This is a genomic window from Caulobacter sp. GW821-FHT10A10, from assembly GCF_059415745.1.
In genome coordinates this window covers 222,922-248,920 of sequence record NZ_JBWKNV010000008.1, presented here as the reverse complement: position 1 = coordinate 248,920, position 25,999 = coordinate 222,922, and the positions used below count along the sequence as shown (strand labels likewise).

The 25,999-nt window shown below is 69.5% G+C and carries 14 protein-coding genes; 1 reads left to right on the top strand and 13 read right to left on the bottom strand.

Features of this window, described 5'->3' with window-relative positions; translation table 11 throughout:
- Positions 1–28: 28 nt before the first annotated feature.
- The 3 genes from AC07NS_RS21815 to AC07NS_RS21805 all read right to left on the bottom strand — a co-directional run bounded on the left by AC07NS_RS21815 (position 29) and on the right by AC07NS_RS21805 (position 4,909).
- Entirely contained in the window at positions 29–3,256 is a 3,228-nt protein-coding gene (locus tag AC07NS_RS21815; RefSeq protein ID WP_494606680.1) for an outer membrane beta-barrel protein, read from the bottom strand.
- Between the two features lie 104 nt (positions 3,257–3,360).
- Positions 3,361–4,338 (bottom strand): FecR family protein, encoded by a 978-nt coding sequence (locus AC07NS_RS21810; protein WP_494606678.1) that lies wholly within the window; start codon positions 4,336–4,338, stop codon positions 3,361–3,363.
- Positions 4,307–4,909, bottom strand: a complete 603-nt coding sequence (locus AC07NS_RS21805; protein ID WP_494606676.1) for an RNA polymerase sigma factor — start codon at positions 4,907–4,909, stop codon at positions 4,307–4,309. Before AC07NS_RS21805 ends, AC07NS_RS21810 begins: the two co-directional genes overlap by 32 nt.
- Positions 4,910–5,183: 274 nt before the next feature.
- On the opposite strand from AC07NS_RS21805, the gene katG reads away from it, so the two are divergent.
- Positions 5,184–7,418 (top strand): catalase/peroxidase HPI, encoded by a 2,235-nt coding sequence (gene katG, locus AC07NS_RS21800; protein WP_494606674.1) that lies wholly within the window; start codon positions 5,184–5,186, stop codon positions 7,416–7,418.
- 83 nt (positions 7,419–7,501) lie between these two features.
- Here the strand turns inward: katG and AC07NS_RS21795 are convergent, their stop codons facing one another.
- The 10 genes from AC07NS_RS21795 to AC07NS_RS21750 form a co-directional block, all read right to left on the bottom strand.
- Entirely contained in the window at positions 7,502–9,640 is a 2,139-nt protein-coding gene (locus AC07NS_RS21795) for a tetratricopeptide repeat protein (RefSeq protein WP_494606672.1), read from the bottom strand.
- Positions 9,637–12,561, bottom strand: a complete 2,925-nt coding sequence (locus tag AC07NS_RS21790; protein WP_494606670.1) for a M16 family metallopeptidase — start codon at positions 12,559–12,561, stop codon at positions 9,637–9,639. The genes AC07NS_RS21795 and AC07NS_RS21790 overlap by 4 nt, the downstream gene beginning before the upstream one ends.
- A 122-nt stretch (positions 12,562–12,683) precedes the next feature.
- Positions 12,684–13,439 carry a DUF2334 domain-containing protein gene (locus AC07NS_RS21785; protein WP_494606668.1) on the bottom strand — a complete coding sequence of 252 codons (756 nt, stop codon included), beginning with the start codon at positions 13,437–13,439 and terminating at the stop codon, positions 12,684–12,686.
- Positions 13,436–14,266, bottom strand: coding sequence for a glycosyltransferase family 2 protein (locus AC07NS_RS21780; RefSeq protein WP_494606666.1), 831 nt, complete (start codon positions 14,264–14,266; stop codon positions 13,436–13,438). Before AC07NS_RS21780 ends, AC07NS_RS21785 begins: the two co-directional genes overlap by 4 nt.
- Before the next feature lie 102 nt (positions 14,267–14,368).
- Positions 14,369–16,774: a TonB-dependent receptor gene (locus AC07NS_RS21775; protein ID WP_494606664.1), complete on the bottom strand. Its 2,406-nt coding sequence runs from the start codon at positions 16,772–16,774 to the stop codon at positions 14,369–14,371.
- Positions 16,775–16,849: 75 nt separating this feature from the next.
- Complete coding sequence (locus tag AC07NS_RS21770; protein ID WP_494606662.1) at positions 16,850–17,797, bottom strand: FecR family protein; 948 nt, start codon at positions 17,795–17,797, stop codon at positions 16,850–16,852.
- Between the two features lie 99 nt (positions 17,798–17,896).
- The gene (locus AC07NS_RS21765; protein ID WP_494606660.1) at positions 17,897–18,412 is read right to left on the bottom strand and encodes an RNA polymerase sigma factor; all 516 of its coding nucleotides are present in this window, start codon (positions 18,410–18,412) and stop codon (positions 17,897–17,899) included.
- Positions 18,413–18,630: 218 nt separating this feature from the next.
- On the bottom strand, positions 18,631–18,915 hold the full coding sequence (locus AC07NS_RS21760; RefSeq protein ID WP_494606658.1) for a putative quinol monooxygenase: 285 nt from the start codon (positions 18,913–18,915) through the stop codon (positions 18,631–18,633).
- A gap of 16 nt (positions 18,916–18,931) precedes the next feature.
- Positions 18,932–19,309: a hypothetical protein gene (locus AC07NS_RS21755; RefSeq protein WP_494606656.1), complete on the bottom strand. Its 378-nt coding sequence runs from the start codon at positions 19,307–19,309 to the stop codon at positions 18,932–18,934.
- A gap of 105 nt (positions 19,310–19,414) precedes the next feature.
- A complete protein-coding gene (locus tag AC07NS_RS21750; protein ID WP_494606654.1) occupies positions 19,415–25,984 on the bottom strand; it encodes a YDG domain-containing protein in 6,570 nt (2,189 codons plus the stop codon).
- Positions 25,985–25,999: the final 15 nt, after the last annotated feature.

Here is a 25,999-nt window from a genome sequence, read left to right as displayed (position 1 = left end):
GAAGAACGTGATGAATTGAGGCGGCGGATCAGAAGGAACCCTTGACCCCGATGTTCCACATCGAGCCGTAGATGCTGTACTGCTGCACGCGGCTGGGAATGTTCGAATAGACGACGTCGGGCGCGTTGAAGATGTTTCGGCCGGCCAGCATCACCTCGAACTGCTTGTTGATCTTGTAGCTGGCGCTGATGTTCCAGAGCTCGCGCGGCGCATGGTAAAGAATGCCGTTGGCGGCGGTGGTCGGGGTGTTGCTGAGCGCGCTGGTCCGGTACTTCGACTGCGAATTGCCGGTCAGCTGGAAGTCGAACGCCCCGTAGCTGTAGCGCAGGCCCCAGTTGGCCGAGACCTTGGGCATGTTCACCCGCTCGCCGTCGGGATCGACGCGGGTGACCGAGCCGCGCAGGCCAAAGCCCCGCAGCATGCCCGGCAGGAAGGTCAGCTGCTGGTCGTATTCGAGGGTCAGGCCCTTGTTGGTGCTGGTCCCCGGCAGGTTCTGGGCGCTGCGGAAGGTGTAACCGACATAGTCGCCGGCGCTGTAGCCGACGTCCTCGGGATCGACCGTCATGCCGGTGACCTGCATGTCCTTGATGTCGAGTTGGTAGACCGACACGCCGACGACGCCGGACGGCTCGAGGAAATACTGCAGGCCCGCATAATACTTCGTCGAGTGCTCGGGCTTGAGCAGCGGGTTGGGCACCGTGACGATCAGGTTGTTGTCGTCGACCGCCACAACGCCGCCGAGGTTGGCGTAGTCCGGACGCAGGATCGATTGGCTAAAGGCCAGCTGGCCGACCAGCCGCTTGGTGAACTCGTACTTGGCCCCGCCGCTGAGGAACCAGTCGTCGTACTCGCCGCGGCGGGTGGTGTAGACGCCGTTGTGGTACTGGTAGAGCAGGCCCGCGACCGTGCTGGTCGACAGACCGGCGGCGGTGACCTCCTTGGCCGGACGGATGTCGGCGACGCGCGCGGCGGTCTCGGTCTTCTCATAACGCAGGCCCAGATCGAACTTGGCGCGGCCGTAGCGCGGCTGGACCTCGAAATAGGCCGAGGTGATGTCCTCCTGGATGCGCTTGTTGTTGTCGAGCCTGCGCTTGAGGTTCCCCACCGTGTCGGCGACGAAGTACTCGGGGTGGGCCTCGTAGATGTCGTAGACGCCGTAGTTGCTGTCGGCGCGCCAGCCCTGGGCGTTCATGTTGCCGGCGTCGAAGCCGAGGATCTTGAACTGGTAGCCCTGGGTCCAGGGAATGACCGCCTCGGGCGCCTTCTGGGTCAGGTCGCCGGTCGGGCCGACATACTGGAACTGCTGGTAGGAGCCCTCGTTGGTTCGCCAGTCGTTGCTGCGGCCGCCGAAGCCGGCCAGCAGCGTGACCGGAACGACGCCGACCTCGAGCCGCTTCTTCACGTCGAAATAGGCGCCGTACATGTTGTTCTTGGCGTCGGACTCGGCGGTGCGGATGTTGTTGCCGATGTCGTCGTCGCGGTTGAAGCTGGTCGGGTCGCTCCAGGAGCGGCCCGCGGTCTGCTTCAGCGTCCAGACGTTGGAGTCCTCCGAGGCGCGGTCCAGCGTGAAGCCGATGCGCGTCAGGTAGCTGTCGGTGCGCTGAAAGAAGCCCTTGCTGTTGTCGCGAAAATTGAACTCCGAGGCGGCGTAGCTGCCGCGCAGCACGGCCTCCCAGGTGTCGCCGCGATATTCCAGCTTGGGCGCGACCAGCCAGGACGGCGTGCCGGCGTAGCGGTGCGAATACTGGGTGTGCAGCCGGGTGTTGGTTCCGTTCGGATTGACGACGATGTGGGTCGGCGTGGAGTCAGCCGTGGTCTGCGACGTCGTCGAGGTGCCGAAGATCAGGTAGGTGTACTGGTTGAAGTACTCAACGTCATAGAACGAGTAGTTGCTGCGCAGGCTGAAGGCCAGCTTGTCGGTGATCTTGTAGTCGACGCTGAGATTGGCGGCCTGGCGGTGGGTCAACTTCGGACCCGGACGCCACATGACCTGGTAGGGCATGACCCGGCCGTTGGCGAGATAGGACCAGTCGGTCTGGATGCGGTCCTGCTGGACGTAGTTGGCGTTGTAGCTGGCGTTGAACGCGATCCCCAGGCGGCCGTCCAGGAACACGTCGCCATAGCCGATCTGGGCCGAGGGGAAGATGCGGGCGTGCTTCTCGTCGTCGGGAAAATAGATCCGCGTGGTCCCGGAGTCGGACGTGCCGACGCCGCCGAGCTGGAAGCGCAGCAGGCGGCCGTTGCGCTGGAAGGCGTACTTGGAGCGCAGGTTGATCGCGCCGCCGGGGGAGTCGGCGTCCATGCTGGCGGTCAGGGTGTTGTTGAGCTCGATCGAGTCGACGCCGGTGATCGACATCTGCTCGAAGGAGTTCTGCCGGCCGGCGTTGTTGTTGGAAGTGGCCGTGGCCATCCGCGCGCCGTCGGACGTGAAGGTCGAGTACTTGGGATCCAGGCCCCCGATACGCACGGCGGTGGCGTCCACCTCGGTGTAGTCGAGCGACAGGCCCGGCATGTTCTTCATGAACTCGCCCACGTCGCCCATGGTCAGGGCGCCGAAATTGTCGGCGGCGACGACGTTCTTGGCGTTGGTCGAGGCCCGGCGCTCCATGATGGCGCTGGCGACGCCGTCGCGCTTGGCGGTGATCGTGATCGCCTCGACCTCGTCGCCGGCCGCGGCGTAGGCCGTGAGCTCGAAGTTCAGGGCCGAGATCTGGCCGGGCGCGACACTGACCGCCGCGCGGGCCTCCTGCAGGCCCGCGTACTTCACCACGACCGTGAGATCGCCGGCCGGAACGCCGACCAGGCGAAAGTCGCCGCCGGCTTCGGTGTAGGCCACGATGGGCGTCCCCGCGACGCGGACCTCGGCGTTGCGCACGAACTCGCCGGTCACTGTGTTGAGCACGCGGCCGCGCACCACGCCGGCGCCGGCCGAGGGACGCGCCCCGCCCTGCCCTTCGGCGCGCAGGGTGATGATCTGGCCGTCGTCGGAGTCGATGCGCAGCGGCGTGCCGGCGATCAGGCGGGCCAGGGCGGTGCGGACGTCCATCCTGCCCTTCACGGCCGGGGTGCGAACGCCTTCCAGGCCACGGGCCGGAGCGATGATCTGCACCTGGCCCTGGCGGGCGAGTTCAGGGATCGCGCGCACCGCCGGCTGGGCCGGAATGTCGAACACGCGCTCCTGCGCCTGGGCGGGCATGGCGATCGACAGTGCGCAGACGGCCGCGCCGCAGGTCAGGACGGAATGAAGAGAACGCATCGGCTGGTAGCCCCCAATCGTCGCTCGGCTCGCGACGTTCGCCGTTGAGAGCCGCCGGCCCGGGGCTTCCGCTATCGTTCACAAAACTTTCGCGGAAAGCGCCGTCAGGAGGCCGGCGCGCGGGTGAGGACGACGCCGCGGCGCTCGACCTCGATCCGGGCGTCGAACACCCGGGCCACCGCGCGGGAGAAACCGACAGGGTCGTTGGCGGCGAAGAGGCCGGTCACCGGCTCGCGGGCCAGGACGGGATCGCGCACCTCGATCGTCGTGTCGCTGTAGCGGGCGAAAGCCGCCGCGGCCTCGGCGAGTGGCTCGCCCTCGAAGGCCAGCTTGCCGTCGCGCCAGGCGAGCTCGCGCGTCACCGTCTCGGGCGCCAGGCGCTGGGGCCGCCCGGCGGCGGGGCCGGAAAGGGCCATGCGGCTGTTGGCGGCCAGGGCCAGACCCGGTCCGCCGTCCACGACGTCCACCCGGCCCTGGTTGACCAGCACCTCGACCGGCGCGCGGTCGAGCCTGCGCACCCTGAAGCCGGCCTGGGACGTCGTCAGCCGGCGGCCGTCGACCTCGACCACGAAGGGGCGGTCGTCGTCGCGCGCCACCGAGAAATAGGCCTCGCCGTCCAGCAGGGCCACGCGCCGCTCGCCCCTGTCGTAGCGGATGCGAATGCGGCTGTCGGTGTTGAGCAGCACGCTGGAGCCGTCCTCCAGCGGCGTCAGGCGGATCTCGCCCCGGCGGGTGCGGACCATGGTTCCGGCGCTCGCCACGCCGACGCCCAGGGCCCCCAGCGCCGCCGCGGCGGTCGCGCCTCCGGCCCACAGCAAGGCCTGGCGGCGGGAACGGCCCGGCGGCGGCGGCGCGATCGCCTCGAACACGGCCGGGTCGAAGCGCTCGCCCAGGGCCTGGGCGGACTCGCTCATCATCGACAGCGCCCGGGCGCGCAGCAGCGCGCCCTTGGCCCGCGGATCCCCGCCCAGCCAGGCTTGCAAACCCGCCTCTTCCTCCGAAGTCAGCGGCCCGCGATCCAGTCGCGCCGTCCATTGCGACGCCGCCTGGTCAATGTCGCGACTGGTGTCTCGTTTCGCCATCTCGCGGGGCAATCTCCGGTTCCGCGTACTTAGAGGTTTGGGACCGCTTGTTTCCGCCACGACCGAACCAATCAATCAAGAACAGGACGCCCCGGGAAATGTGGGTTTCGACCGTATTCTCCGAAATACGCATCCGCGCCGCGATCTCGCGCTGGGGCAGCCCCCTCACCCGCCTGAGCACGAAGGCCTCGCGGGTCTTGAGCGGCATGGCCGCTATGGCCCGCGCCAACTGGCGAAGCTCGTCGCGATCGATGGTCCGCTGCTCGGGCGAGGCGTCGTCGTCGGGGTGATCCAGCCGCTCCAGATCGTCGACCGCGTGGATGGAAACGATGCGGGCCCGGCGGACGTGCCGCATGATCACTGAGCGCGCCACCTGGAAGAGATAGGCCTTTGGGTGACGGATGCCCTCCACCGTCTCGAGCTCGGCCAGGATGGTGTAGGCCTCCTGGATCACGTCCTCCGGATCCATGCCGGACGGGGCGGCGCACGACAGCCAGCCCCTGAGCGCCGGCTCGTGGGGCAGGATGTTCCGCAGGAACCACCGTGTTCTTTCCCTGTCGGCGCCGCTCATCCGCAGACTGGCCTGATCCGCTCGCTGGAGGTTGGACGGCGCGGCGCGGTCGCAGGACCGGTCGACGCCTCGATTGGGCGGCATGCCTAGACCGATTTCATGACAGTCCCGCTGCGGTGACGCGATTGGAGCAGTTCCTCCGCGTCCGGCGTAATCGTCGCGTCGCGCACAAATGCTCTTGCGATTTACTTGCAGCTATATCTGAAGCTCGACCCCGCTTCAGTTGGCGGCGTCTATCGCGATGATAGGAACAATCAATTTTACCTATCGGCGGATGCGCGTTGACTACGCGCCGGGGGCAAGCAGCAGACATAAGCCAGGGAGGAAGGCGACGATGGATGGGAATGTCGAGACCGGCGCGAAGGGCCAATGCCCCGTCGGACACGGCCGCGGCCACGGCAATCGTGACTGGTGGCCCCAGAGCCTTCGCCTCGAAGGCCTCAATCAGCATTCGCCGCGGTCCAATCCCCTGGGCGAGGCCTTCGACTACGCCGAGGCCTTCAAGAGCCTGGACCTCGACGCGGTGGTCGCCGACCTGCACGCCCTGATGACCGACAGCCAGGACTGGTGGCCGGCCGACTTCGGGCACTATGGCGGCCTCTTCATCCGCCTGGCCTGGCACAGCGCCGGCACCTACCGGATCACCGACGGGCGCGGCGGCGCCGGCGGCGGCCAGCAGCGGTTCGCGCCGCTCAACAGCTGGCCGGACAACGCCAATCTCGACAAGGCCCGGCGCCTGCTGTGGCCGATCAAGCAGAAGTACGGCGCCAAGCTTTCCTGGGCCGACCTCTACGTGCTGGTCGGCAACGTCGCGCTGGAGTCGATGGGCTTCAAGACCTTCGGCTTCGGCGGCGGCCGGGCCGACCAGTGGGAGCCCGAGGAGCTTTATTGGGGCCCCGAAGGCTCGTGGCTGGGCGACGAGCGCTACAGCGGCGAGCGACAGCTGCACCCGGCCTTGGGCGCGGTGCAGATGGGCCTGATCTACGTCAATCCGGAAGGCCCGAACGGCAATCCCGACCCGAAGGCGGCGGCGCGCGACATCCGCGACACCTTCGCCCGCATGGCCATGAACGACGAGGAGACCGTCGCCCTGATCGCCGGCGGCCACAGCTTCGGCAAGACCCACGGCGCGGGCGACCCGTCCTTTGTCGGCGTCGAGCCCGAGGGCGGCGAGATCGAGGCGCAAGGGTTGGGTTGGGCCAGCAAGCACGGCACCGGGATCGGCGCCGACGCCATCACCGGCGGCCCGGAAGTGATCTGGACCCAGACCCCGACCAAGTGGAGCAACCACTTCTTCGAGAACCTCTTCAAGTTCGAATGGGAGCTGCACGAAAGCCCGGCCGGCGCCAAGCAGTGGCGGGCCAAGGACGCCCCGGCCGACATTCCCGACGCCTACGACGCTTCCAAGAAGCACGTGCCGCGGATGCTGACCACGGACCTGGCCCTGCGGTTCGACCCGGAATACGAGAAGATCTCGCGCCGGTTCCTCGAACATCCCGAGCAGTTCGCCGACGCCTTCGCCCGCGCCTGGTTCAAGCTGACCCACCGCGACATGGGCCCCAAGCCGCGCTACCTCGGCAAGCTGGTGCCGGAAGAGACGCTGATCTGGCAGGACCCGATCCCGGCGCCCGACCACCCGCTGGTCGACGCCTCGGACGTCGCGGCGCTGAAGCAGAAGATCCTCGCCTCGGGCCTGTCGGTGGCCGAGCTGGTCTCGACGGCCTGGGCCTCGGCCTCGACCTATCGGGGCTCGGACAAGCGCGGCGGCGCCAACGGCGCGCGCATCCGCTTAGCCCCGCAGAAGGACTGGGAGGTCAATGATCCGCCGGTCCTGGCCAAGGTTCTCGGCGTGCTCGAAGGGATCAAGAAGGACTTCGACGGCTCCGGCGGCAAGAAGATCTCGCTGGCCGACCTGATCGTGCTGGGCGGCGCGGCGGCGGTCGAGAAGGCCGCCAAGGACGCCGGCACGCCGGTGGAAGTGCCGTTCGCGCCTGGACGCGGCGACGCCAGCGCCGAGCAGACCGACGCCGACTCCTTCGCGCCGCTGGAGCCGCTGTCGGACGGCTTCCGCAACTATCGGCGGTCGGGCGAGCAGTTCATGGCCCCGGAAGAGGCCCTGGTCGACCGGGCGCAGCTGCTGCGCCTTTCGGGGCCGGAGCTGACGGCGCTGATCGGCGGGCTGCGGGTGCTGGGCGCCAACGCCGGCGGCTCGAAGGCCGGGGTCTTCACCAGCCGCCCGGGCCAGCTGACGACCGACTTCTTCGTCAACCTGCTGGACATGGGCACGACCTGGAGCCCGACGGCGGTCAACGCCTTCGCCGGGCACGGCCGCAAGGACAGCCAGCCCCGCTGGACCGCGACCCGCGTCGACCTGATCTTCGGCTCCCACGCCGAGCTTCGGGCCCTGGCCGAGGTCTACGGCAGCGCCGACGCGCAGGGCAAGTTCGTCAAGGACTTCGTGGCGGCCTGGAACAAGGTCATGAACGCCGACCGCCTGGACCTCAACTGATCCTGTGAAACGGCTCTAGACGACAGAAGGGCGCTGTCCGCGAGGACGGCGCCCTTCCCCTTTTTCAGCTTCGGCCTTTTCCTTTAGCTTCCGGAGAGGCGCTTGGATTCCGCCAGGTCGCGGGCCGCGCCGGCCGTGTCGCCCTGGCTGGCCTTGACCTTGGAGCGCCACTCCCAGGCCTCGGCATAGGTCGCATCGCCCGCGATGGCCGCGTCCAGTTCCTCGGTCGCCCGGCGATAATCCGACAGGTACCAGTAGACCGCCCCCTTGCGGGTCAGAGTCATGACGTCGCCCGGCGACAGCTTCAGCGAGACGTTGAGGTCGCGGATGGCGCGGTCATAGCGGTCCTGCCGGATGAAGACGTCGGCGCGATTGTAGTAGGCCGGCTCGTAGTCGGGCTTGGCCGCGATGGCCGCCTCGTAGGCCGCAAGCGCCGCCGCATCATCCTTGGCCGCGAAATAGGCCAGGCCGCGATTGTTATGGACGTAGGCCGACTTCGGATCGACGGCCAGGGCCGCGTCGAGATCGGCCATGGCGCCGGCGAAGTCGTCCTGGTTCCGCAGCAGGCTGGCGCGGGTCACCCGCAGGTCGATGTCGTCCGGCTCCAGCTTCAGCGCCCGGGCATAGTCGGCCAGGGCGTCGCTCGGGCGTCCCTGGTCGCGGTGATAGTCGGCCCGCGCGGCCCAGCTGGCGGCCCGGTCGGGGTTCAGGGCGATGGCCTTGTCGTAGAGCTTGCGGGCGCCCTTGTCGTCGCCCTGCCACGACAGCAGCTCGGCGATCGCGACCTGCAGGTCCGGCCGCTTGGGCGCCAGCCTGGCGGCGTTGCGATAGGCGTCCAGCGATCGCGGCCAGTCCTGCCGCTCGTTATAGGCGACGCCCATGTTGATATAGGCCTGGACGTTGGCCGGATCGATCCGCAGGGCTTCGGCGTAGGCGGCCAGTTCCTCCTCGCCCCGCTTCAGCTCGCCCAGGGCCTCGCCGGCGCCGTTGGGGGCGTCGGGGTCCTTCGGGTCCAGTTCGGCCGCCTTGCGGTAGTCGGCCAGGGCCGCTTCCCACTTGCCCTGATCCTTCAACAACAGGGCTCGGTTGTAGTAGGCGGCGGCGTATTCGACCTTGTCGGCGATCAGCACGTCGTAGTCGGCCTTGGCCTTGGCGGGTTCACCCTTGGCGTTCAGCAACAGGGCGCGCTGGAACCGTGCGTCGCCGTCCTTGGCGTCCAGCTCGAGGGCCCTGTTCAGCACGACCAGGCCCTCGTCATAGGCCTTGTTCCGACGCAGCAGCTCGCCCAGCGCCCGAAGGACCCGCGAATAGTCGGGATCGATCTTCAGCGCTTCACGATAAGCGTCGCGGGCGGGCTCGAACTGGTCGAGCTGGTCATAGGCGACCCCGAGGGCGTAGAAGCCGCGGGACTCCTTGGGATCCACCCGCACGGCCTCCTTGGCGTCGCGCAGGGCGCCGGACTTGTCGCCCGTCGATCCGCGCAGGATCGAGCGATAACTCAGCGCGTAGCCGTCCTTGGGATCGGCCTTGACCATGGCGTCATAGAGTTTGCGCGCCTCGGCGTAGCGTTCCTGGCCCTCGTAGAGTTCGCCCAGGCGCAACTGGGCGCTGTACGGATCGTCGGTCACGCCCATGGCCGTCTTCAGGTCGCGCTCGGCCGCGGCCGGGTCCGTGCTTTCCAGCAGGTCGGCGCGCTGCAGATAGGCGCGGAAGAACCGAGGATCTGCGGCGATAGCGGCGTCGTAGTCGGCGCGGGCGCCGGCCGCGTCCTGCTTGGTCCACTGCTTGACGCGGCCGCGATAGAGCAGCGCGTCGGCGTGCGCCGGATGGGTCTTCAGCACGGCGTCGAAAATGGCCAGGGCCTCGTCGTCGCGGTCGAGATGGAACAGGGCCGCGCCCCGCGCAACCTGGGCCTCGACGTCGCCCGGCGACAGCTTCAGGGCGGCGTCGGCGTCGGCCAACGCCTCGGTGTTCTTGTCGAGCCGCCAACGGGCCTTGCTGCGGGCCACCAGCAGGCGGGTCTTGACCCCTGGATCCTGGACGCCCGCGTCCAGAGCCGTGGTGCAGTCGGCCGCCACGACTTCGCGGTCGCTGAGACGCTTGGAGGTGTCGGCCGCGAGGCACGCCTCGCGCGGATCGGCGGCGGCGTGGGCGACGCCGGTCGCGGCCAGGGCGATCAGCAGGGCGGGATGAAGGGCGGCATGAAGGGCGCGAGAGATCATCGGGCGGCTCCCGTCGAGACTTCGGCGGTCTTGGCGTTGGCGGCGGGATAGGCGAAGCCGACGATCGGCGGGCGCTTGAGCCAGGTTCGCGCGGCCGCGCGCAGGTCCTCGACCGTCAGCGAGGTGACCAGGGGCTCGACCAGCAGGGCCTCCTGCAGGACCGCCGGATCCCTGGCGGAACCGGCCATGGCGCCGGCCCACCAGGAGGTGGTCTCGCGATTGGCCCGGATGGTGGCCAGGATCGGCTGGCGGGCGTCGGTCAGCATCTGCTCGGTGATCTCGCCGTTGCGCAGCCGTGCCGCCACGGCCTCGGCTTCGGTCGCCAGATTGGCCAGGTCCTTGGGATCTGCCTCAATCGAGACCTCCAGCACGCCCTGGTCGCCATGGTCGGGCGTCGCGGTCGAGACGACCGGCGCGTAGGTCTTGCCCAGTTCCTCGCGGATGCGCCTGCGCAGCGCGGTGTCGAACACCGAGGCCAGCAGTTTCAGGGCGTACTCTTCCTTGCGGCGCTCGGGCGAGGCCACGTACAGCGGCCAGATCAGCGCCGCGGCGGCCTTGTCGGCCGAGCCGCCGTGCTCGACGCGGATCGGCGGCACGGGACCGTCCGGATAGCTCAGGAAGTGGACGTCCGGGCGCGCGCGGTCGGTCACCGGGCGGGCCGGCAAGGCGCCGAAGGTGCGGGCGGCGGCGCGGATGGCGGTGGCTTCATCGATGTCGCCGGCGATGGTCAGTTCCAGCGGCGCGGTGGTCAGGACCGGACGCAGCACGCGGGAGAAGTCGGAGGAGCGGATCGCCAGGAGCTCCGACTGCGGCGGCAGGCTGCTGGCGCCGGTGGGATCGAACCGCTTGGCGATGGCGTCCGACAGGGTCGATGGCGGCAGGCTGCGCATCGAGCGATAGGCCAGATCGGCGGCCGTCGGCAGGCGCGCGTCGAGCGTGCTGCGGAAGCCCGGATCGGTCACGAAGGCGGCCAGGATCTCCAGTTCACGGCCAAGGGTGTCGCCGAAGATCGAGGCGTCGATCGAGAAGGTCGTGACGCCCAGATTGGTGTCGAAGTTCACCAGGCCGCCGGTCGGGAACAGCGTCTCCAGGTCCTCGGCGCTGTGCTTGCCCAGCCCCCCGCTGCTCATCATCGCCAGGCCGAACTCGGCGATGGTGTTGTCCTTGTCGGCGATCTCGCGGCGGCCCGCCCCGAAGTTGAGGCGCACCTCGATCTTGTGGGGCTGGATGTCGGTCTGCTTGAAGTTCAGCACGAGGCCGTTGGCGAAGGTCAGCCGCACGAAGCCCGGATCGGCGATGGTCTCGCGCCGGACCACCTGCCCCGCCGGACCAAAATCGCCATAGGCCCAGACGGCGTTGGAGGCCGGCTTGACGAGCGGCGTGTCGCTGACGGCGTCGCCGTTGCGGGTCCAGGCGGCCAGCAGGGCTTCGCGAGTCGGCGGCTTGGCGCCGGTCACCGACAGCAGCGGCCCGGTTCCCGACCAGTCCTCGGCCATGGCGGCCCGCATGTCGTCGACCGTGGCGTTCTCGACCGCGCGGTCGAAGACGTAGAGGGCGTCGGCCGGCGAACGGGCGACCTGCCCGGCCAGGGCCTTGCCCAGCAGGCCTGACGCCAGGTCCGGCGACTTGCGCGAGGCGGCGTTGGTGCTGGCGCCGCGCACCATCGAGCGGATCTTCTCGACGGCGGCTTCGAACTCGATGTCGGTCGGCGGCGTCTTGGCCAGGCGGTTGAACTCGGCCTGGCTCTCGGCGAGAGCCGCCTCCCAGGAGTCGTTGGTGGGCATGGCGACCATGCAGGTCACCGACATTTCGCGGGTCTCGGCCCCGAACGCCAGGGCGCCCAGCAGGTGGGTCTCGCCGGCCGAGACGCGGCGGGCCAGGCGCAGGTTGAAGATCGTCTGCCAGACCTGGGACATGATCTCGCGGCGCTGAATCTCGACCGTGTCGACCTGCGGCGGAACGCCCGGCCGCAGGCGGCAGACGCTGATCGCCGTCGGCAGGCTTTCATGGGCGATGGCGAAGGCGTCCAGGTCACGCTTGGCCGGCGTGGCCGTCACCGGGGCCCGGACAGGCTTGGGCCCGCGTCCGCTCCAGTCGGAGAAGGTCTCGCGGACCAGCGCCTCCAGCACCTCGACAGACCGGTCGCCGACCACCGTGACCACGGCGTGCTCGGGCCGGTACCAGGCGTCGTAGAACGTCTTCAGGCTGGCGGGCGTGGCCGCGTCCAGCGTCTTGCGCGTGCCGATCGGCAGCCGCTGGACCGAGCGCGCGCCCGGCGCCTGGAAGCGCGAGATCGCCTGCTGGGCGTCCATCTGCGGCCCGCCCCGCGTCTCCATCTCGGCCAGCACCACGCCGCGCTCGCGGGTGACGCCGTCGGTGGTGAAGATCACGCCGTCGGCCACGTCGCGCAGCCAGCCCAGGCCCGTCTTCAACTGGGCGTCGTCCGGCTTGGGCATGTCGAGCATGTAGGAGGTCGAGAAGTAGTCGGTGACCGCGTTCTGGTCGCGGCCGAACACCACGCCCCACGGCGCGAACACCCGGTCGGGACCGCCCTCCGGATAGCGACGGGTGGAGCGGAAGGCCATGTGCTCGACGAAATGGGCCGTGCCGCGCTCGGCCTCGCTTTCTTCCAGGCTGCCGACGTCGACGGCCAGGCGCAGCGACACCGCGCCGCTCGGCACGGCGTTGCGCATGACCATGTATCGCAGGCCGTTGGGCAGCACGCCCTGGCGCACGGCGGGATCGGGCGCGACGGTCGGATCGACCGCCTTCTCAACCGGTTTGGTCTTGTTCGCGTCGGCCTTGTTCGCCTTCGCCTCGACCGACGGCGCCTTGGCCGGCTCCTCACCGATGGCCGGACCGCCCAGCAGAGCAGCCCCCATCACCAACGCCGCCCCCGCGACGCCTCCGTATCTCGACACTTTCACGCCCCCAAGACGCCCCGAAACGCGCACGAGAGCATACACGCTCACGCAACTCTGCGTGCTTATCGGTTGTGGGACGTTTCGGCTAGCCGCCTCTTGCGCAGCGGGTCTCGCGCCGCTCAGGCCGCCTGCGAAGCGACCTCGGTCGAGAACAAGGGCCTGGCTTGCGGGCGCAGAACCGGCAGGATCAGGGCGAGGAAGCGCCAGGCGGCCTCGTCGTGATCGAGATGGTGGGTCAGCAGCCCGATCGGTTCGTTCCAGGCGCGCTTGCGACGGCGATCGGCCAGCAGGCGGCGCGCACGATCCAGGAACCGGCGAGCGCCGCGGAAGCGGGCGGTCGGCTTCCAGCGCATCAGGTCCAGATGGGCGTCGATGCGCGGCGGCAGCGCCTCGGGCGCGAGCATCCCGTCATAGCCCGACAGGCCTATGCCACGGACGGCCAGGGCCGTCTCCAGGGTGCGGTGCACGTTGTTCCAGGGCGGCACGAACAACGAGGGCCTGACCCCGGCCGTCGCGAAGGCGGCCAGGGCCGCGTCCAACCATCCGAGCACGTCGGCGAGGCTGTCGCCATCGACCACCTCGCCGGAAGGCCGCCCCGGCTGGGCGCGGTTCTCGTGCCGGAAACCATGAATGGCCAGTTCGACGCCGGGCGTCACGCCGCAGGCGCCGGCCAGGGCCGGAAGGTCGCCGTCTGGTATCGCGGCCACGGTCAGGGGTGCGTCGTACAGGGCCGACATGCCCAGCAGCAGCGTCAGCGCCGGTCCGGTGCGGCGGGCGTCGTCGTCGCGCCACCAGACCACGGGCCGGCGTCCGGCGCGGCGCCACAGCGCCAGCTCCGGGCCGAGCATGGCCAGGATGAGCAGGCGATCGATCATCCGGCCTGGCCGAGAACCAGCTCGGACGCCGAAGCGCCGGTCGGCTCTGCGCTGATCACCAGGGTGCGGCGGGAAGCCATCAGCTCGCGCGCCTTCAGGTTCGACAGCAGAGGATAGAGGGCGGCCATCACGGCGATCGCGAAGCCGTAATCGCCTTCCTTGTAGCCCTGGCGCGAGACGTAGCACTTGAAGAACCGGCGCACGCCGCGGAAGACGTCGTCGGCCAGCCCCTTGACCTTGCCCTTGTCGGCCAGGTCCTGGGCGCGCAGGTCGGTGTAGCGGTTCAGACGCTGGATCATGTCGGGGAGGTCGTCGTCGACCTTGTGGACGATGGCGGCGTGCAGCCGGCCGCCGCACTCGCCGGTGAACACGGTGCCGGGATGTACGCGGTCGTTCTTCCAGGTCTTGACGCCCTTGCGGAACAGGCGCGCCACCGACGAGGCGCCGAACGAGCCGCCCCAGCCCCGCCGCACCAACCGCTCGCCAATGTAGTTGTCGACCGGCACCTGGTACCAGTCAGCGCTGTCGGCGGCCTTGACCACGGTGCGGATCTCGCGGGCCAGTTCGGGCGGCACGCCCTCGTCGGCGTCGAGCTCGAACACCCACTGGCCCTGGCAGGCCGCCACGCCGGCCGTCTTGCGCACGCCTTCCACCGGGAAGATGCCCGACACGACCCGCGCGCCCATGCGGCGGGCGATGGCTTCGGTGCGGTCCGAGCAACGGTCCGCCACCACCACGATCTCGTCGCAGAACGACAAGGCGGCCAGGCAGTCGGCCAGACGCGCTTCCTCATTGTGAGCGCAGACCAGGCCCGAGAGTATGGTCATCGGTAGTTCCCCCGAGGACCTGCGTGTCGCAGATCCGTCATGGGTCAGACGGCGCCGGAAAGGCGCCCCCTCAAGGAAAATGCACGATAACCATGCACAACGTCAGAAGGCCTTGGCGAGTTCCACGGTCCAGGTGCGCGGACGCAGCGGCGTGACCTGGCGCACCTGGCCGAAATAGAAGGGATTGCCGTAGGCGAAGGTGTCGCCCGAGGTGTTGGCCGGGTTGGTGACCGCCAGGCCCAGGCTCCAGTCGTCGCCGCGCAGCTGACCGCTCAGCCGGCCGGTGACGTAGCCGCCCATCTCCGGTGAATAGCGCGGATCGAAGGTCATGCGCGATCGGCCGACATAGTTGACGTCGCTGGTCAGCACGATCCGCCGGGTTCCCCACGGACGCTCGTAGCGAAGGGTCGCGCCCGCCGACAGGTCGGGCACCCCAGGCAGGGCCGCGTCATTGACCGAAGCGAAGCTGGTGGCGATGCGCACCATCCGCGGCCGATTAAGCAGGGCGTTGCCCTGCAGTTGCCAGCGTTGGCCCAGCCGAACGAGGCCCTCCAGCTCCAGCCCGGTGTTGCGGGCGTCACCGACATTGGCGGTGTAGGACAGGCCCGAGCTCAGGTACTGGTCGGTCTGGATGTCGCGCCAGACGTCGTGGAACAGGGCCGCGCGCAGGGTCAGCCTGCCGGCCATGGGGCGAAGGCTGGCGCCGATCTCGTAGTTGCGCAGGTGATCGGGCGAGAAGTGGTCGAGACTCGGCGACGGCGGGGTCAGGCCGCCGGAGTTGAACCCGCCCGAGCGGTAGCCCTCGGAGGTGAGAGCGTAGATCATCCCTCCCCCGCTCAGGCTCTTCTGGATCGACAGCTTGGTCGAGACCCCCGAGAAGCTGGTCTCCTTGTCGAAGTCGCGCGATCGCCCCGGAGACGGCGCGATGATCGACGAGACGGTCCGCACGCGGCTGTCGGAGGCCCGCGCGCCGGCGCTGGCCGACCAGCCCGCGCCGATGGCCCAGGTCGTCTCGCCGTAGAGCGCGCCTTCGCGGCGGCGGTCGACGCGGGTCTCGTCGTAGTACAGTCGCAAGCTCTGGCGCGAGGTGCTGCCGCGCAGTTCGCCCCGGCTGCGCTCCTCGCCCACCAGGCCGTAGATGCCCAGCAGCCAGGTCAGCCGCCGATCGGACGGCGAGGTCCAGGTCATATCCTCGACCCACAGGCGCACGTCGCTGCCCTCGTCGAACAGGCCCAGGTCCACGGCCGTGTCGCTCATCTGCTCGACGGCGGCGGTGGCGTCGTAACGGCTGGCGTAGCGGTGGCGCACGAAGCCGGTCGAGGACTCAAACTGCCCCCAGGCGCCCGATCCCGTCACGGTGGCGGCGGCTTCGCGGAAGCGGTTGCCGTGGGTCTCGCGCACCTGGTTGGCTCGGCGATGGCCGCCCAGGTCCGGGGTCGTGTACTGGGTGTCGTTCGAGGCCAGATCCTGGGCGGCGGTCGACAGATCCAGCGTCCAGTTGTCGCTCAGGCGCGTCGTCACCGCCAAGCGGCCGCCCTTGCGGGTGGTGCGGTCGACGTTCGACAGACGCAGGTTCACGTCGTCGACATAGCCGCCGTCGACATCGTCGAAGAGCGCCAGGCGCATGGCGGCGCGGTCGGCGACCAGGGGAACGTTGAGCACGCCCTCGATCTTGCCGCTGGCCGAGCCGGATTCGGTGGAGGCCCCGACAGCCCTCGCCTCGAGCGACCACTGGTTCAGCTCTGGCCGGCGCGTGACGATGCGGTAGATGCCGCTCAACGAGCCGCCGCCGTAGAGCGCGCCCTGGGGACCGCGCAGCACCTCGACCCGCTCGACGTCGATCAGCCGCAGGTCGGGATCGGGCGCGTTGTAGGTCAGCGGGACGTCGTCGAGATAGGTGCCCACCGTCTGCTGGGTGCGCCCGGTGAAGGCGCCGTCCGACAGGCCGCGCAGCATGATCTTGTTGCGGGCCGCGCCGAGATTGGTGGTCAGGAAGCCGGCCGTACGCAGGGAGACGCCGGTGGTGTCGACGGCGTCGAGCTCCCGCAGGCGCTCGCCCCGTACGACGCTGACCCCGCCGGGCGCGGCGTTCAGCGGCGCGCCGCGCTTGGTGGCGCTGACGAGGACGCTGTCGACCTGGGTCGAGGCTTCGGTCGGCGCCGAGGAGCGCGGCGTGGCGGCCGGAGGCGGCGCCACCCGGGCCACAATCCTGACCGTGACCGCGTCGATGATCTGGAAATCGCAGCCGCCGCCGGCCGTCAGGCTTTCCAGCGCCTTGCGCAGCGACATGCGGCCATCGAGGGCCGACGCGCGGCCCGAGCAGTTGGAAGCGCCGCCCAGGCTGACCCCGGCCTGGACGCCCAGGTCGATCAGCGCGTCCCGGCGGCTCTTGGCGGGAATATGGAGCGTGAGATCAGCGGCGGCGGCGGAACCGGCGGCCAGGCCCGAGACAGCTGCCGACGCCAGCAGGGCGCGAGCGAGTCGCGACGGCCAGGGCGGCCGCGCCATTCGTCCCACTGCCCGCTGCATGGCCCCCGCCGCACCCCTGGCCCGCAAAGGCCCGCCTAGAAAATTCTGGCGGCGCTAGCGCGCGCGGAGTTCGATCGCGTCGTCCGCGACCGCCACTTCCAGCGGCATGAGCTTGGCCAGGCGCGAGACCATCGCATCCTGGCCATCGACGATCAACACGCCGGAAAGTCGCATCCCCCCGGCTTTCCCGTCCACGATGCGCACGGGCTTGTCGAACAGGCGGTTCAGATCCCCCGCCACCTCGGTCAAAGGCCTGTCGCGATAGATCAATCGCCCGTTCCGCCAGGCCGTGGCCTCGCCCGGCGCCAGATCGGCGAGCTTGGCGTCATTGGCGCCTTCGACATGGGTCAGGCCGCGCCCCGGGGGCAGGCGATAGGTCTTCGAGTCGCCCGGAGACACCTCGACCAGGCCGCGCTCGACGCCCACCGAGACCCGTCCGTCGCGATGACGCACGTCGAATCGGGTGCCGACCACGCGCACCCGCGTGTCGCCGGCGGCGATGACGAAGGGCCGCGACGGGTCCTTGGTGACGTCGAAGATCGCCTGGGCGTCGCCCAGATCGACGTGGCGCTCGCCGCGCGTGAACCGCACGACCATGCGCGAGCCGGGCGCCAGATCGACATGCGAGCCGTCTTCGAGCGCGATCGTCCTGCGCTCTCCCTTGCCGGTGGCGTAGATCGTCTCGTCCGGCGAATTCAGCAGGCCCGGGCCCAGCACCGCCGCGGCCACGAAGGCGGCGGCCAGCGCGGCGCCGCCGCTCCACAGCCACGCGCGGCGCGACGGCCGCGGGCGAAGCGGGGTGACCACGGCCGACGGCGAGACGGCCGACAGACGCTTGAGCTCCTCATCCTGGGCGGCGACGACGTCGTAGGCCTCGCCATGCTCCGGCGCGGCGTTCAACCAGGCGTCGAAGGCAAGCCAGTCGTCGGCGTCGACCGTTTCGCCTTGCAGGCGAACCAGCCAATCGACGGCTTCATCCATGTTCCTTCGCGAAAGGCTCATGCCACCCTGTCCCCGCGCCCACCGACGCACGCCCATACAGTAGACGTCACCGACGAACGATCACCTCCAGAAAGTTCGTCAAAAAAACCGCAGGCCGCGTCACGACTCGTCATGCAGCCTCCTGGCCACGGCTTTCAAGGCCGAGCTTACGTACTTTTCAACTGAACTGCGGCTCACGCCCATGGCCGCGGCGGTCTCCGAATGGCTGAACCCTTCCAGCTTGTGCAGGCGGAAGGCGCGCGCGACCGGCGGCGACAACTCTTCGAGCACGCGCAGCACGATGGCCAGCCGCTGGCGGCTTTCGACCACGGCCTCGGCCGACGGCGCGTCGGCGGCCTGATCACCGTCGACCAGACCCTCGCCGCCCTGGGTGCGTCGCCAGTGCTCGTCGCGCGCCTGGCCGCGCTGGGCGCTGCGCAGGCGGTCCAGCATGAGGTTCTCGGCCATGCGGTAGAGCAGGGCCGCGCCGCCGCCGGCCGACGCGGCGTCGCCCTCGATGGCCGTGACCTTGAAATAGAGTTCCTGGACGAGATCTTCGGCCTCGGCGCGCGAACGCAGCCGCGCGGTGAACAGGCGTACGAGGCTCAGGCGCTTTTCTTCATAAAGCGCAAGCAAAGACGGCGCTTGCTGGACCCCCGACAGCCTCGACCTCCCCTACGCATGTCCGAACGCGCCCGACTGGCGTCGATCCGGCCGGCTTGGCCAGCGGACCTGACCAGCGAACCTGAATTGTCACCACCATATCCCGACGACGGACGCAAATACGATATTGCCGGCGGGCGGCAGGAACCTGGGGAATTTCGCCTGAAACGGACCTGTCCGGGCTTAACGGCTCACCCCAGGTCGGCGGGATCGAGCACCAGGGACGTCCGCTCGGCCAAGTCGCCGATCCTGGCCAGATAGGTCGCGAAGTGCGGACTGGCTCGGTGAGCGGCCACCGCTGCGTCGTCGACATAAAGCTCGTCGAGCACGAACCGGGTCGGGTCGGCCTGGTCGCGCCAGACGTCCCAGCGCAGATTGCCCGGCTCGGCCCGGCAGGCCCCGGCCATGCCCAGCAGAAGCGCCTCCAGCGCAGCGCCCTTGCCCTCGCGGGCGGCCAGCACGGCGACGATCTTCACGCCCGCGCTCACGACCTCACGCCGCTCCCTTGGCCGCGCCGAGCACGGCGCCGCGCCCCCTGCCCGCTCGCGAGCGCGCGGCCTTGGCGTAGGCCACGCCGAACGCGGCGGCCAGGATGTAGGCCATGGTGTCCTCGTCCATGCCCTTGAGCCAGACCAGCGTGACGCCCGAGGCGCGCGGACGCTTCGGTTCGATCGCCACCGCATCGCTCATCGCCAGGGCCGCGGCCTGGTCCTTCAGGCTCAGCTTGACCACGGCCCAGCCGGCTTCCGGCCAGCCCAGCGTCGCGAACGCGCGGCCGCCCACTCGGAACTGGACGGTGTCGAGCACGGGCCGCACCTGCACGGCCGCGCCCAGACGGACGGCCAGAGTCGAAAAGGCCTCAGGGGTCATGATGAATCCTCGCGCGATGCGACGCCCTACAGACCGCGAGTCGCCGCTCGGTGGCAAAGGTGCCGCCGAGCGACGTCAAAGTCGGTCGCACCGCAGGCGGCTTGTCTACTGAAGCAAGGCCACCGTCGCGGGCTGCGGCGGACAGCCTTCGCCCGGGCAGCCCGCCCCCTGGGTTTCCAGCTTGAGCTCGGGATCCCAGTCCAGGGTGAAGTCCGGCGAAGCGTTGAGATGCTTCAGAGTCGTCGAGGCGTTCTGCTCGGCCGGCGGCAGCGGATCGATCGTGAACACCGCGCCGGTGAAGGTCAGGTCGTAGTTCGCCGACAGGCCCAGGCTTCCGCGCGTGATCGCATAGACGCCGGCCGTCTCGCCGGCGTCGCGGACCAGGCCGCCCGTGAAGGCGTCGCCCGCCACCAGGTCGCCCACCGTGATGCGATAGGTCAGGGTCGGGTCGAAATGGCCCTGGACCTTGAACGTGTCGTCGGCGGACACCGTCACCGACCGGCGCAGAATGTCGGCCAGGCCGGCGCTGACGCCTCCCAGGCTGTAGTTGCCCGAATCCAGGCCGGCCAGGGTCGCGCCCGACACCGTCACGGCCTTGCCCGTGTCCGCGTTCTTGTCGGCGAAGGTGTAGACCCCCGCGGCCGAGACGGTGTCGCCGGTCACGACGCCAGTCAGGCCGATCGTCCCGCTAGCGGTCGTCGCGCCGTCATAGGTCTTGTTGCTGGCGGTCAGGACGCCGGTGATGGTCTTCTTGAAGATGTCGGCCGTGTCGGACGACACCGCGCCCAGGCTGTAGTTGCCGGCGCCGCCGCCGGAGAGGGTCACGCCCGAGGCGGTGACGGTCTTGCCGTTCGCGGCGTTCCAATCGCCGAAGGCATAGGTCCCGGCGGCCCCGACCGTGTCGCCCGAGATCACCCCAGCCAGTGTCACCACGCCGGTCGCGGTGACGCTGCGGTCGTAGGTCTTGTCGTTGGCCGTCAGGGCGCCGGTGATCGCCTTCTTGGAGATGTCCGCCGTGTCGGACGACACCGCGCCGAGGCTGTAGTTGCCGGCGTCACCGCCGGAGAGGATCACGCCCGAGGCGGTGACGGTCTTGCCAGTTGCAGCGTTCCAGTCGCCGAACGCATAGGTTCCAGCGGCCCCGACCGTGTCGCCCGAGATCACCCCAGCCAGTGTCACCACGCCGGTCGCGGTGACGCTGCGGTCATAGGTCTTGTCGTTGGCCGTCAGGGCGCCGGTGATCGCCTTCTTGAAGATGTCGGCCGTGTCGGACGACACCGTGCTCAAGCTGTAGTTGCCAGCGTCGCCGCCAGACAGCGTCACGCCCGAGGCTGTGACGGTCTTGCCCGTCCCGGCGTTCCAGTCGGCGAACGCATAGGTCCCAGCGGCCCCGACCGTGTCGCCCGAGATCACCCCAGCCAGGGTCACCACGCCCGTGGCGGCGGTGCTGCGGTCATAGGTCTTGTCGTCGGCCGTCAGGACGCCGGTCAGAACCTTGGGATCGATGCGCAGCGAACCCGTCCCGTACGAGAAGGCGTAGTTCAGGTCCGAGGCCAGGGTCCCCGCGCCGGCGGTCAGGACGTAGGTCCCCGCGTTCCTGCTGGTCGCGCCCGAAACCGTGGGCGCGCCCGACCAGGCGTCGGCGGCCAGGTCGCCGTTGACCAGACCGGTGATGGTCGCCGAGGTGGTCGGAACGCTGCCGTCATAGGTCACGATCCGGCTGTCGGGCGTCACCGTCAGGGTCGGCTGATAGGCGTAGACGAAGCGGTTGCCCGCATTGGGCGCCACGGCGAAGGTTTCGTTCGAGAAGTCGTAGGCCGAGCCATAGAAGCTCTTGCCCGACAGGCCGTTGAAGCTGTTAGCCGCCGTCGAGCCGGACGGATTGCCCACCGCCTGGGTGTAGATCAACCAGCGGCCGGCGGCGCTGGTGGCGGTCACCGCGTCGGCGCCGCGCGCATTGGTGAAGGTTCCGTCCGAGGCCAGAACGATCGCGTCGCCCGTCCCGTCGGCCGTCACCTTGCCCGTGCTGGCGAAGGTCATGCCGGCGTGAGAGGTCAGGGCCAGCGCCCCCGTGCTCAGCACGGTTCCGGTGATGGTGAGCGAGCGCCCGTCGACCAGCTTCAGCAGGCCGCCCGTGTTGGTGAAGTCGCCAAGCTGCGCCACCTGGTTGGCGGCGCCGAAATTGGCCCCGCCGACCGAGGATCCGGTCAGGGTCTGGGCGGTGATGATCCCGGTCGAGACCTGGCCGATGGCGTGGGCCGACCGCAGGTCCACCGTCTGGCCGGTCGCGGTGATCGGGCCGTAGAGGTCGAAGGCCAGGGTGTCGTTGAAGGCGAAACCGCCGGCCGTGACGCTGACCGCGTCCAGATAGGAGATTTCGTTGGCGCCCAGCAGGACGACGCCCGTCCCAGAGGTCACGCCTAGCGAATTGGCCTTCAGTACGCCTTGCTGGGCGACGTCGGTCGCCGCATCCAGGGTCAGGGCGCCGCTGACCTCGATCACCCGGCCGGGCGTCGCGTCCCCGAACCGCAGGGCGCCCGTGGCCGAGGTCACGTCGAGATCGCCGGTGACATCGGCCGAGACCAGCCGCGTGTCGCCGCCGCCGTTGACCCACGAGCTAGCGCCGGCAGCCAGCTCATCCACCGTCAGGGCGCCGTCGGGGCCGTCGATCCGGACCGCTCCATTGGTCGACCGCGCCGCGATGATCCTTTGCGAGCCGTTCACGACCGTGATGTCGACCTCGCCCAACGCTTCGATCGTGGTCAGGTCGGCCGTGGTGGTGTGATCCAGATTGACGTCGACCTGGCCAGCCGGAGCGGAAGCCTCGACGATCGTGCTGGCGCCCGACGACGTGACGATGTTGGCCGTGGTTATGGCGCCCGGCGTCGCCGCGCCCAACACCACGTCGCCGCTGGCGCTATGCACCGTCAGGCTGTTGGCGCCGGTTCCGGTCAGGACGGCCGCTCCCAGGCTGGCTGCGCCGTTGGTCGCCGAAACCTGGATCAGGTCCGCGCCCGTGGCCGACGCCACCGACATGCCGCCGACATTGGCGATCGCCCTGACCTGGCCCGCCGCGCCGTCCAACGCACCCAACTGACCGCTGTCGGCTTCGACATAGATGCCGCCGGTGTCGCTGGTGATGTCGCCGCCGATGATGGCGCCGGCGTCCACGGTGACGCTGATCCCCCCGCCGTACTGCAGGGGAGTGGCGCTGAAATCGAAGCTGCCGGCTTTGTCGACGATGGTCCAGGATCCCGCCTTGGCGCCGAGCGGCGTCAGGGCGGCGGCCGAGAAGGAGCCGCCGGTCAGACCATAGGTTCCGTCGATGCTGACGCTGGTCGCCACGTTCACGAGGGCGGTCCCGGCGTCCAGAATGACGTCGCCGTCGCTTTGCACCGTGTCGAGCGCGATCCCGGCGCCGGTCACCCTGACCTCGCCGTCGCCGACCCCCGTGCCCGCGTCCAGCAGAGCCAGACCCTTCACCGCGCCGTTCTGGGCCGTGATGGTCAGCTTGCGGCCGGCGTAGAGCGACAGGCTTCCCAGGTCCAGGTCGCCCAGGGTGTCGGTGATGGTGACGTCGCGGATGTCGCCGTTGAACAGATAGGGCGTCAGGCTGTCGCCCACGAAATCCTGGGCGGTGACCGTGTAGTCCCCGCCGCTGCTGATGGCGCTGACGTCCAGCGTGCCGGCCATCGCCTCGATCGTGATGTCGTAGGCCGCCAGCTCGCTGATCACCAGGTCGCCGGTCTTCTGGACGACGGTCGCGCTGCCGTCGATCGCCGCCCCGACCAGGGTGATCCCATTACTGGCCGAGTTGATGTTGACCACGACGTCGCCGTCATAGGACAGGATCTGCAGGCCATCCGTGCCGCAACCGCAACTGGGATTGGTGATCGCGTAGTTGGCGGTGGTGATCGAGGCCTTGTCGTCGGCGCCGAAGGTCGCCTTGTTCATGGCCAGCACCGTGACGCCGTCCGGCCCCTCGGCGCCGCGCAGCGTGGCGTCTCCATCGATCGCGGCCACCACGACGGTCTCGCCGGCCACGGCCTTCTGTACGACGATGTTTCCGGTCGCGGCGGTGGCGTCCAGCGCCAGACCGGCCGTCACCTCGCCCACGTCGACGTCGCCGCCGATCAGGGTCAGGTCGTCGTCGCTGGAGATCAGCGTCGCGGCCGTTCCGTCCAGCAGGCCGTCGGTCTCCAGGTGGGTGCGGCCGCCGCCGTGGACGGAGCCCGTGATCGTCAGGTCGCCGCCGGCGACATAGAGATCCAGCGTGCCGCTGCTGGCCGTGGCCGAACCGATGCTCAGGCCGCCTTCGTAGGTCTCGGCGTAGAGATTGCCGGTCAGGGCGGTGATCGTGCCGAAGCTCGCCAGGCCGCTGGCGACGGTCACGTCGATATTGGCCCCTTCCAGCGTGTCGATCAGGGCGCTGGTGTCGAGATGGACCATGGCGTCGCCGCCCGTCGACTTGACGCTGGCCGTGCCGGTGTTTCCGCCGGTGCGGCTGAAGAGATTGGCCGTCGTGATCGCCGTATAGTCGGGATCGCCCAGCACCGCGTTGCCGACGGCCGTGATCGACAGGTCGTGGCCCGAGCCCGAACCCGTCAGCGTCGCGGCGCGCAGGATCGCCTGGCCGCCGTTGGAGGTCACGGTGATATCGCGGGCGGAGGTCGCCGACGTCAGGTCGATGTCGCCCGCCGCGACCGCTTTCACGTCGCGCGTCGCCTGGGCCGAGCCCGCGGTGATCGTGTCGCCCGCGTCGAAGGTGACGTCGCCCGCCGCCACGCCCGTTCCCTGGGTGATCGCCGTGCCGACATTGACCGCGCCGTTGGCCGATTGCGCCAGCACGTGGGCGTCGTCGGTGGCGCCGACGCCGGTCGACTTCAGCGTTGCGGCGCTGGCCAGGATGTCGCTGGTCGCCGTGATCTCGACATCGTCTCCGGCCGTGGCGGACGTGACGACGGTCGCGGTCCCGGCCCCAGCGTTGACGAAGAGGTCGCGCGCCGCAGAGCCGCTCGTCAGGCTGCTCGACGCCCCGTAAACATTCAAGTCCCGGCTGGCGCTGCCCGAACCTAGGGTGGCGGTGGTGCTGGCCGAAACCACCACGTCGCCGGCCGCCGTGCCGGTTCCCTCCGTGATGGCCGAGCCGACATTGACCGCCCCCGCCGCCGACGCGACATAGACGTAGGAGCCGCCCATACTGCCCGGGACGCCCACGCTGCCCGCGCCCGTGCCTTTCAGGGTCGCGCCGCCGGCGAGGACGTCGCCGTTCGCGTTGACTATGACATCGTCCCCGGCCGTGGCCGCCGTCGTGACGGTCGCCGTGCCGCTGGTGGCGGTGATGGCGATATCGCGCGCCGCCGAGCCGTTGCTCAGGCTGGCGGAGGTTCCGCTGACCTTGATGTCGCGCGTGGAACTGGCCGTACCCAGGCTCGCGGTCGTCGCCGCCTGGATGGTGATGTCGCCGGCCTGCGCGCCGGTTCCCTGGGTCAGCAGGGTGTTGCCGGCGTTGACCGAACCCGTGTCGGACCGCAGCAGGATGTGCGCGTCGTCGGTAGCGTCCTGCCCGGTCGATTTCAGATAGGCGCCGCCGGCCGAGACGTCGCCGGCGGAAGCCGTGATCTCGATGTCGTCGCCGGCGAAGATGCGGTTGGTCACATAGGCGGTCGTCGAACCGGTCACGAACACGTCGCGCGCCGCGTCGATGGTGCTGACGAAGACCTGCGGGGCGCTGATGGTGACGTCGCGCGCCGAATTGCCCAGGGTCAGCGACGCCGAGCCGTTGCTGGTGATCAGGATGTCGCCCGAGGTCGTGGTGGTGGCCGCCCCGACCGAGCTGTTGTTGTTCGAGGAGACGGTCACCCCGGTGGCGCCAGTGATCTGGGTGACGGTCGCGCCAGGGCCGCCGGCGGCGACGGTGGCCGCGCCGCTGGTGGCGGTGACCTCGCTGGCGGTGATCGATCCCGAGGTGGTGGAGATGCTCACCGTGGCGCCCACGGCGGTGGAGACGCTGAGGGCGCCGCTGGTGGCGCTGAGCACCACGTCGCCGCTGCTGTTGACCGAGGCGCTGGTCGCCGCGCTGACCGTGCTCATCTGGATCAGGGCGTCTGCCGCCGCGCGCAAGGTGTTCAGCGGCGCGGCGGACGCCACGAAGCTGGCGTCGACCAGGCCCGAGCCCTTGCTGAACACGAACCCGCCGGCGCTCATGGTCGCGCCCGGCGAGACGATCACGCCCTGGGGCGAGTAGAACCAGATATTGCCGCCCGTCGCCACCCCGACCTTGCCGGTCACGACCGCACCGTTGTCGATCTGGATCAGGCTGGTGGTCTTGTTCAGGACGATGTCGCTACTGGCGTCGAACAGGAAATCCATAGTGTCGCCGCTGCTGACGTGCAGGGCGGACCAGTTGATGACCGTCCGGGGCGCGTTCAGGTCGATCTGCAGCGTGATGGCGTCGGGAAAGCTGATCACCGGCTGCGAGCCGCCGGAGGAGACCGTGATGTTGGCGGCGCTGGGAATGCCCGGCAGGGTTCCAGCCACGGCCGACTGGGCCAGCATCGCCGCCACGCCACCCATCAGGGAGCTGACGAGGGCTGAAGCCGCCAGCAGCTTGTTCCGACGCGTGGGAGGCGAAGCGTTGCGCGAGAAGGTCGGGCGGATCGGCGACGGGGTCATGGTGGACGCTCCGGG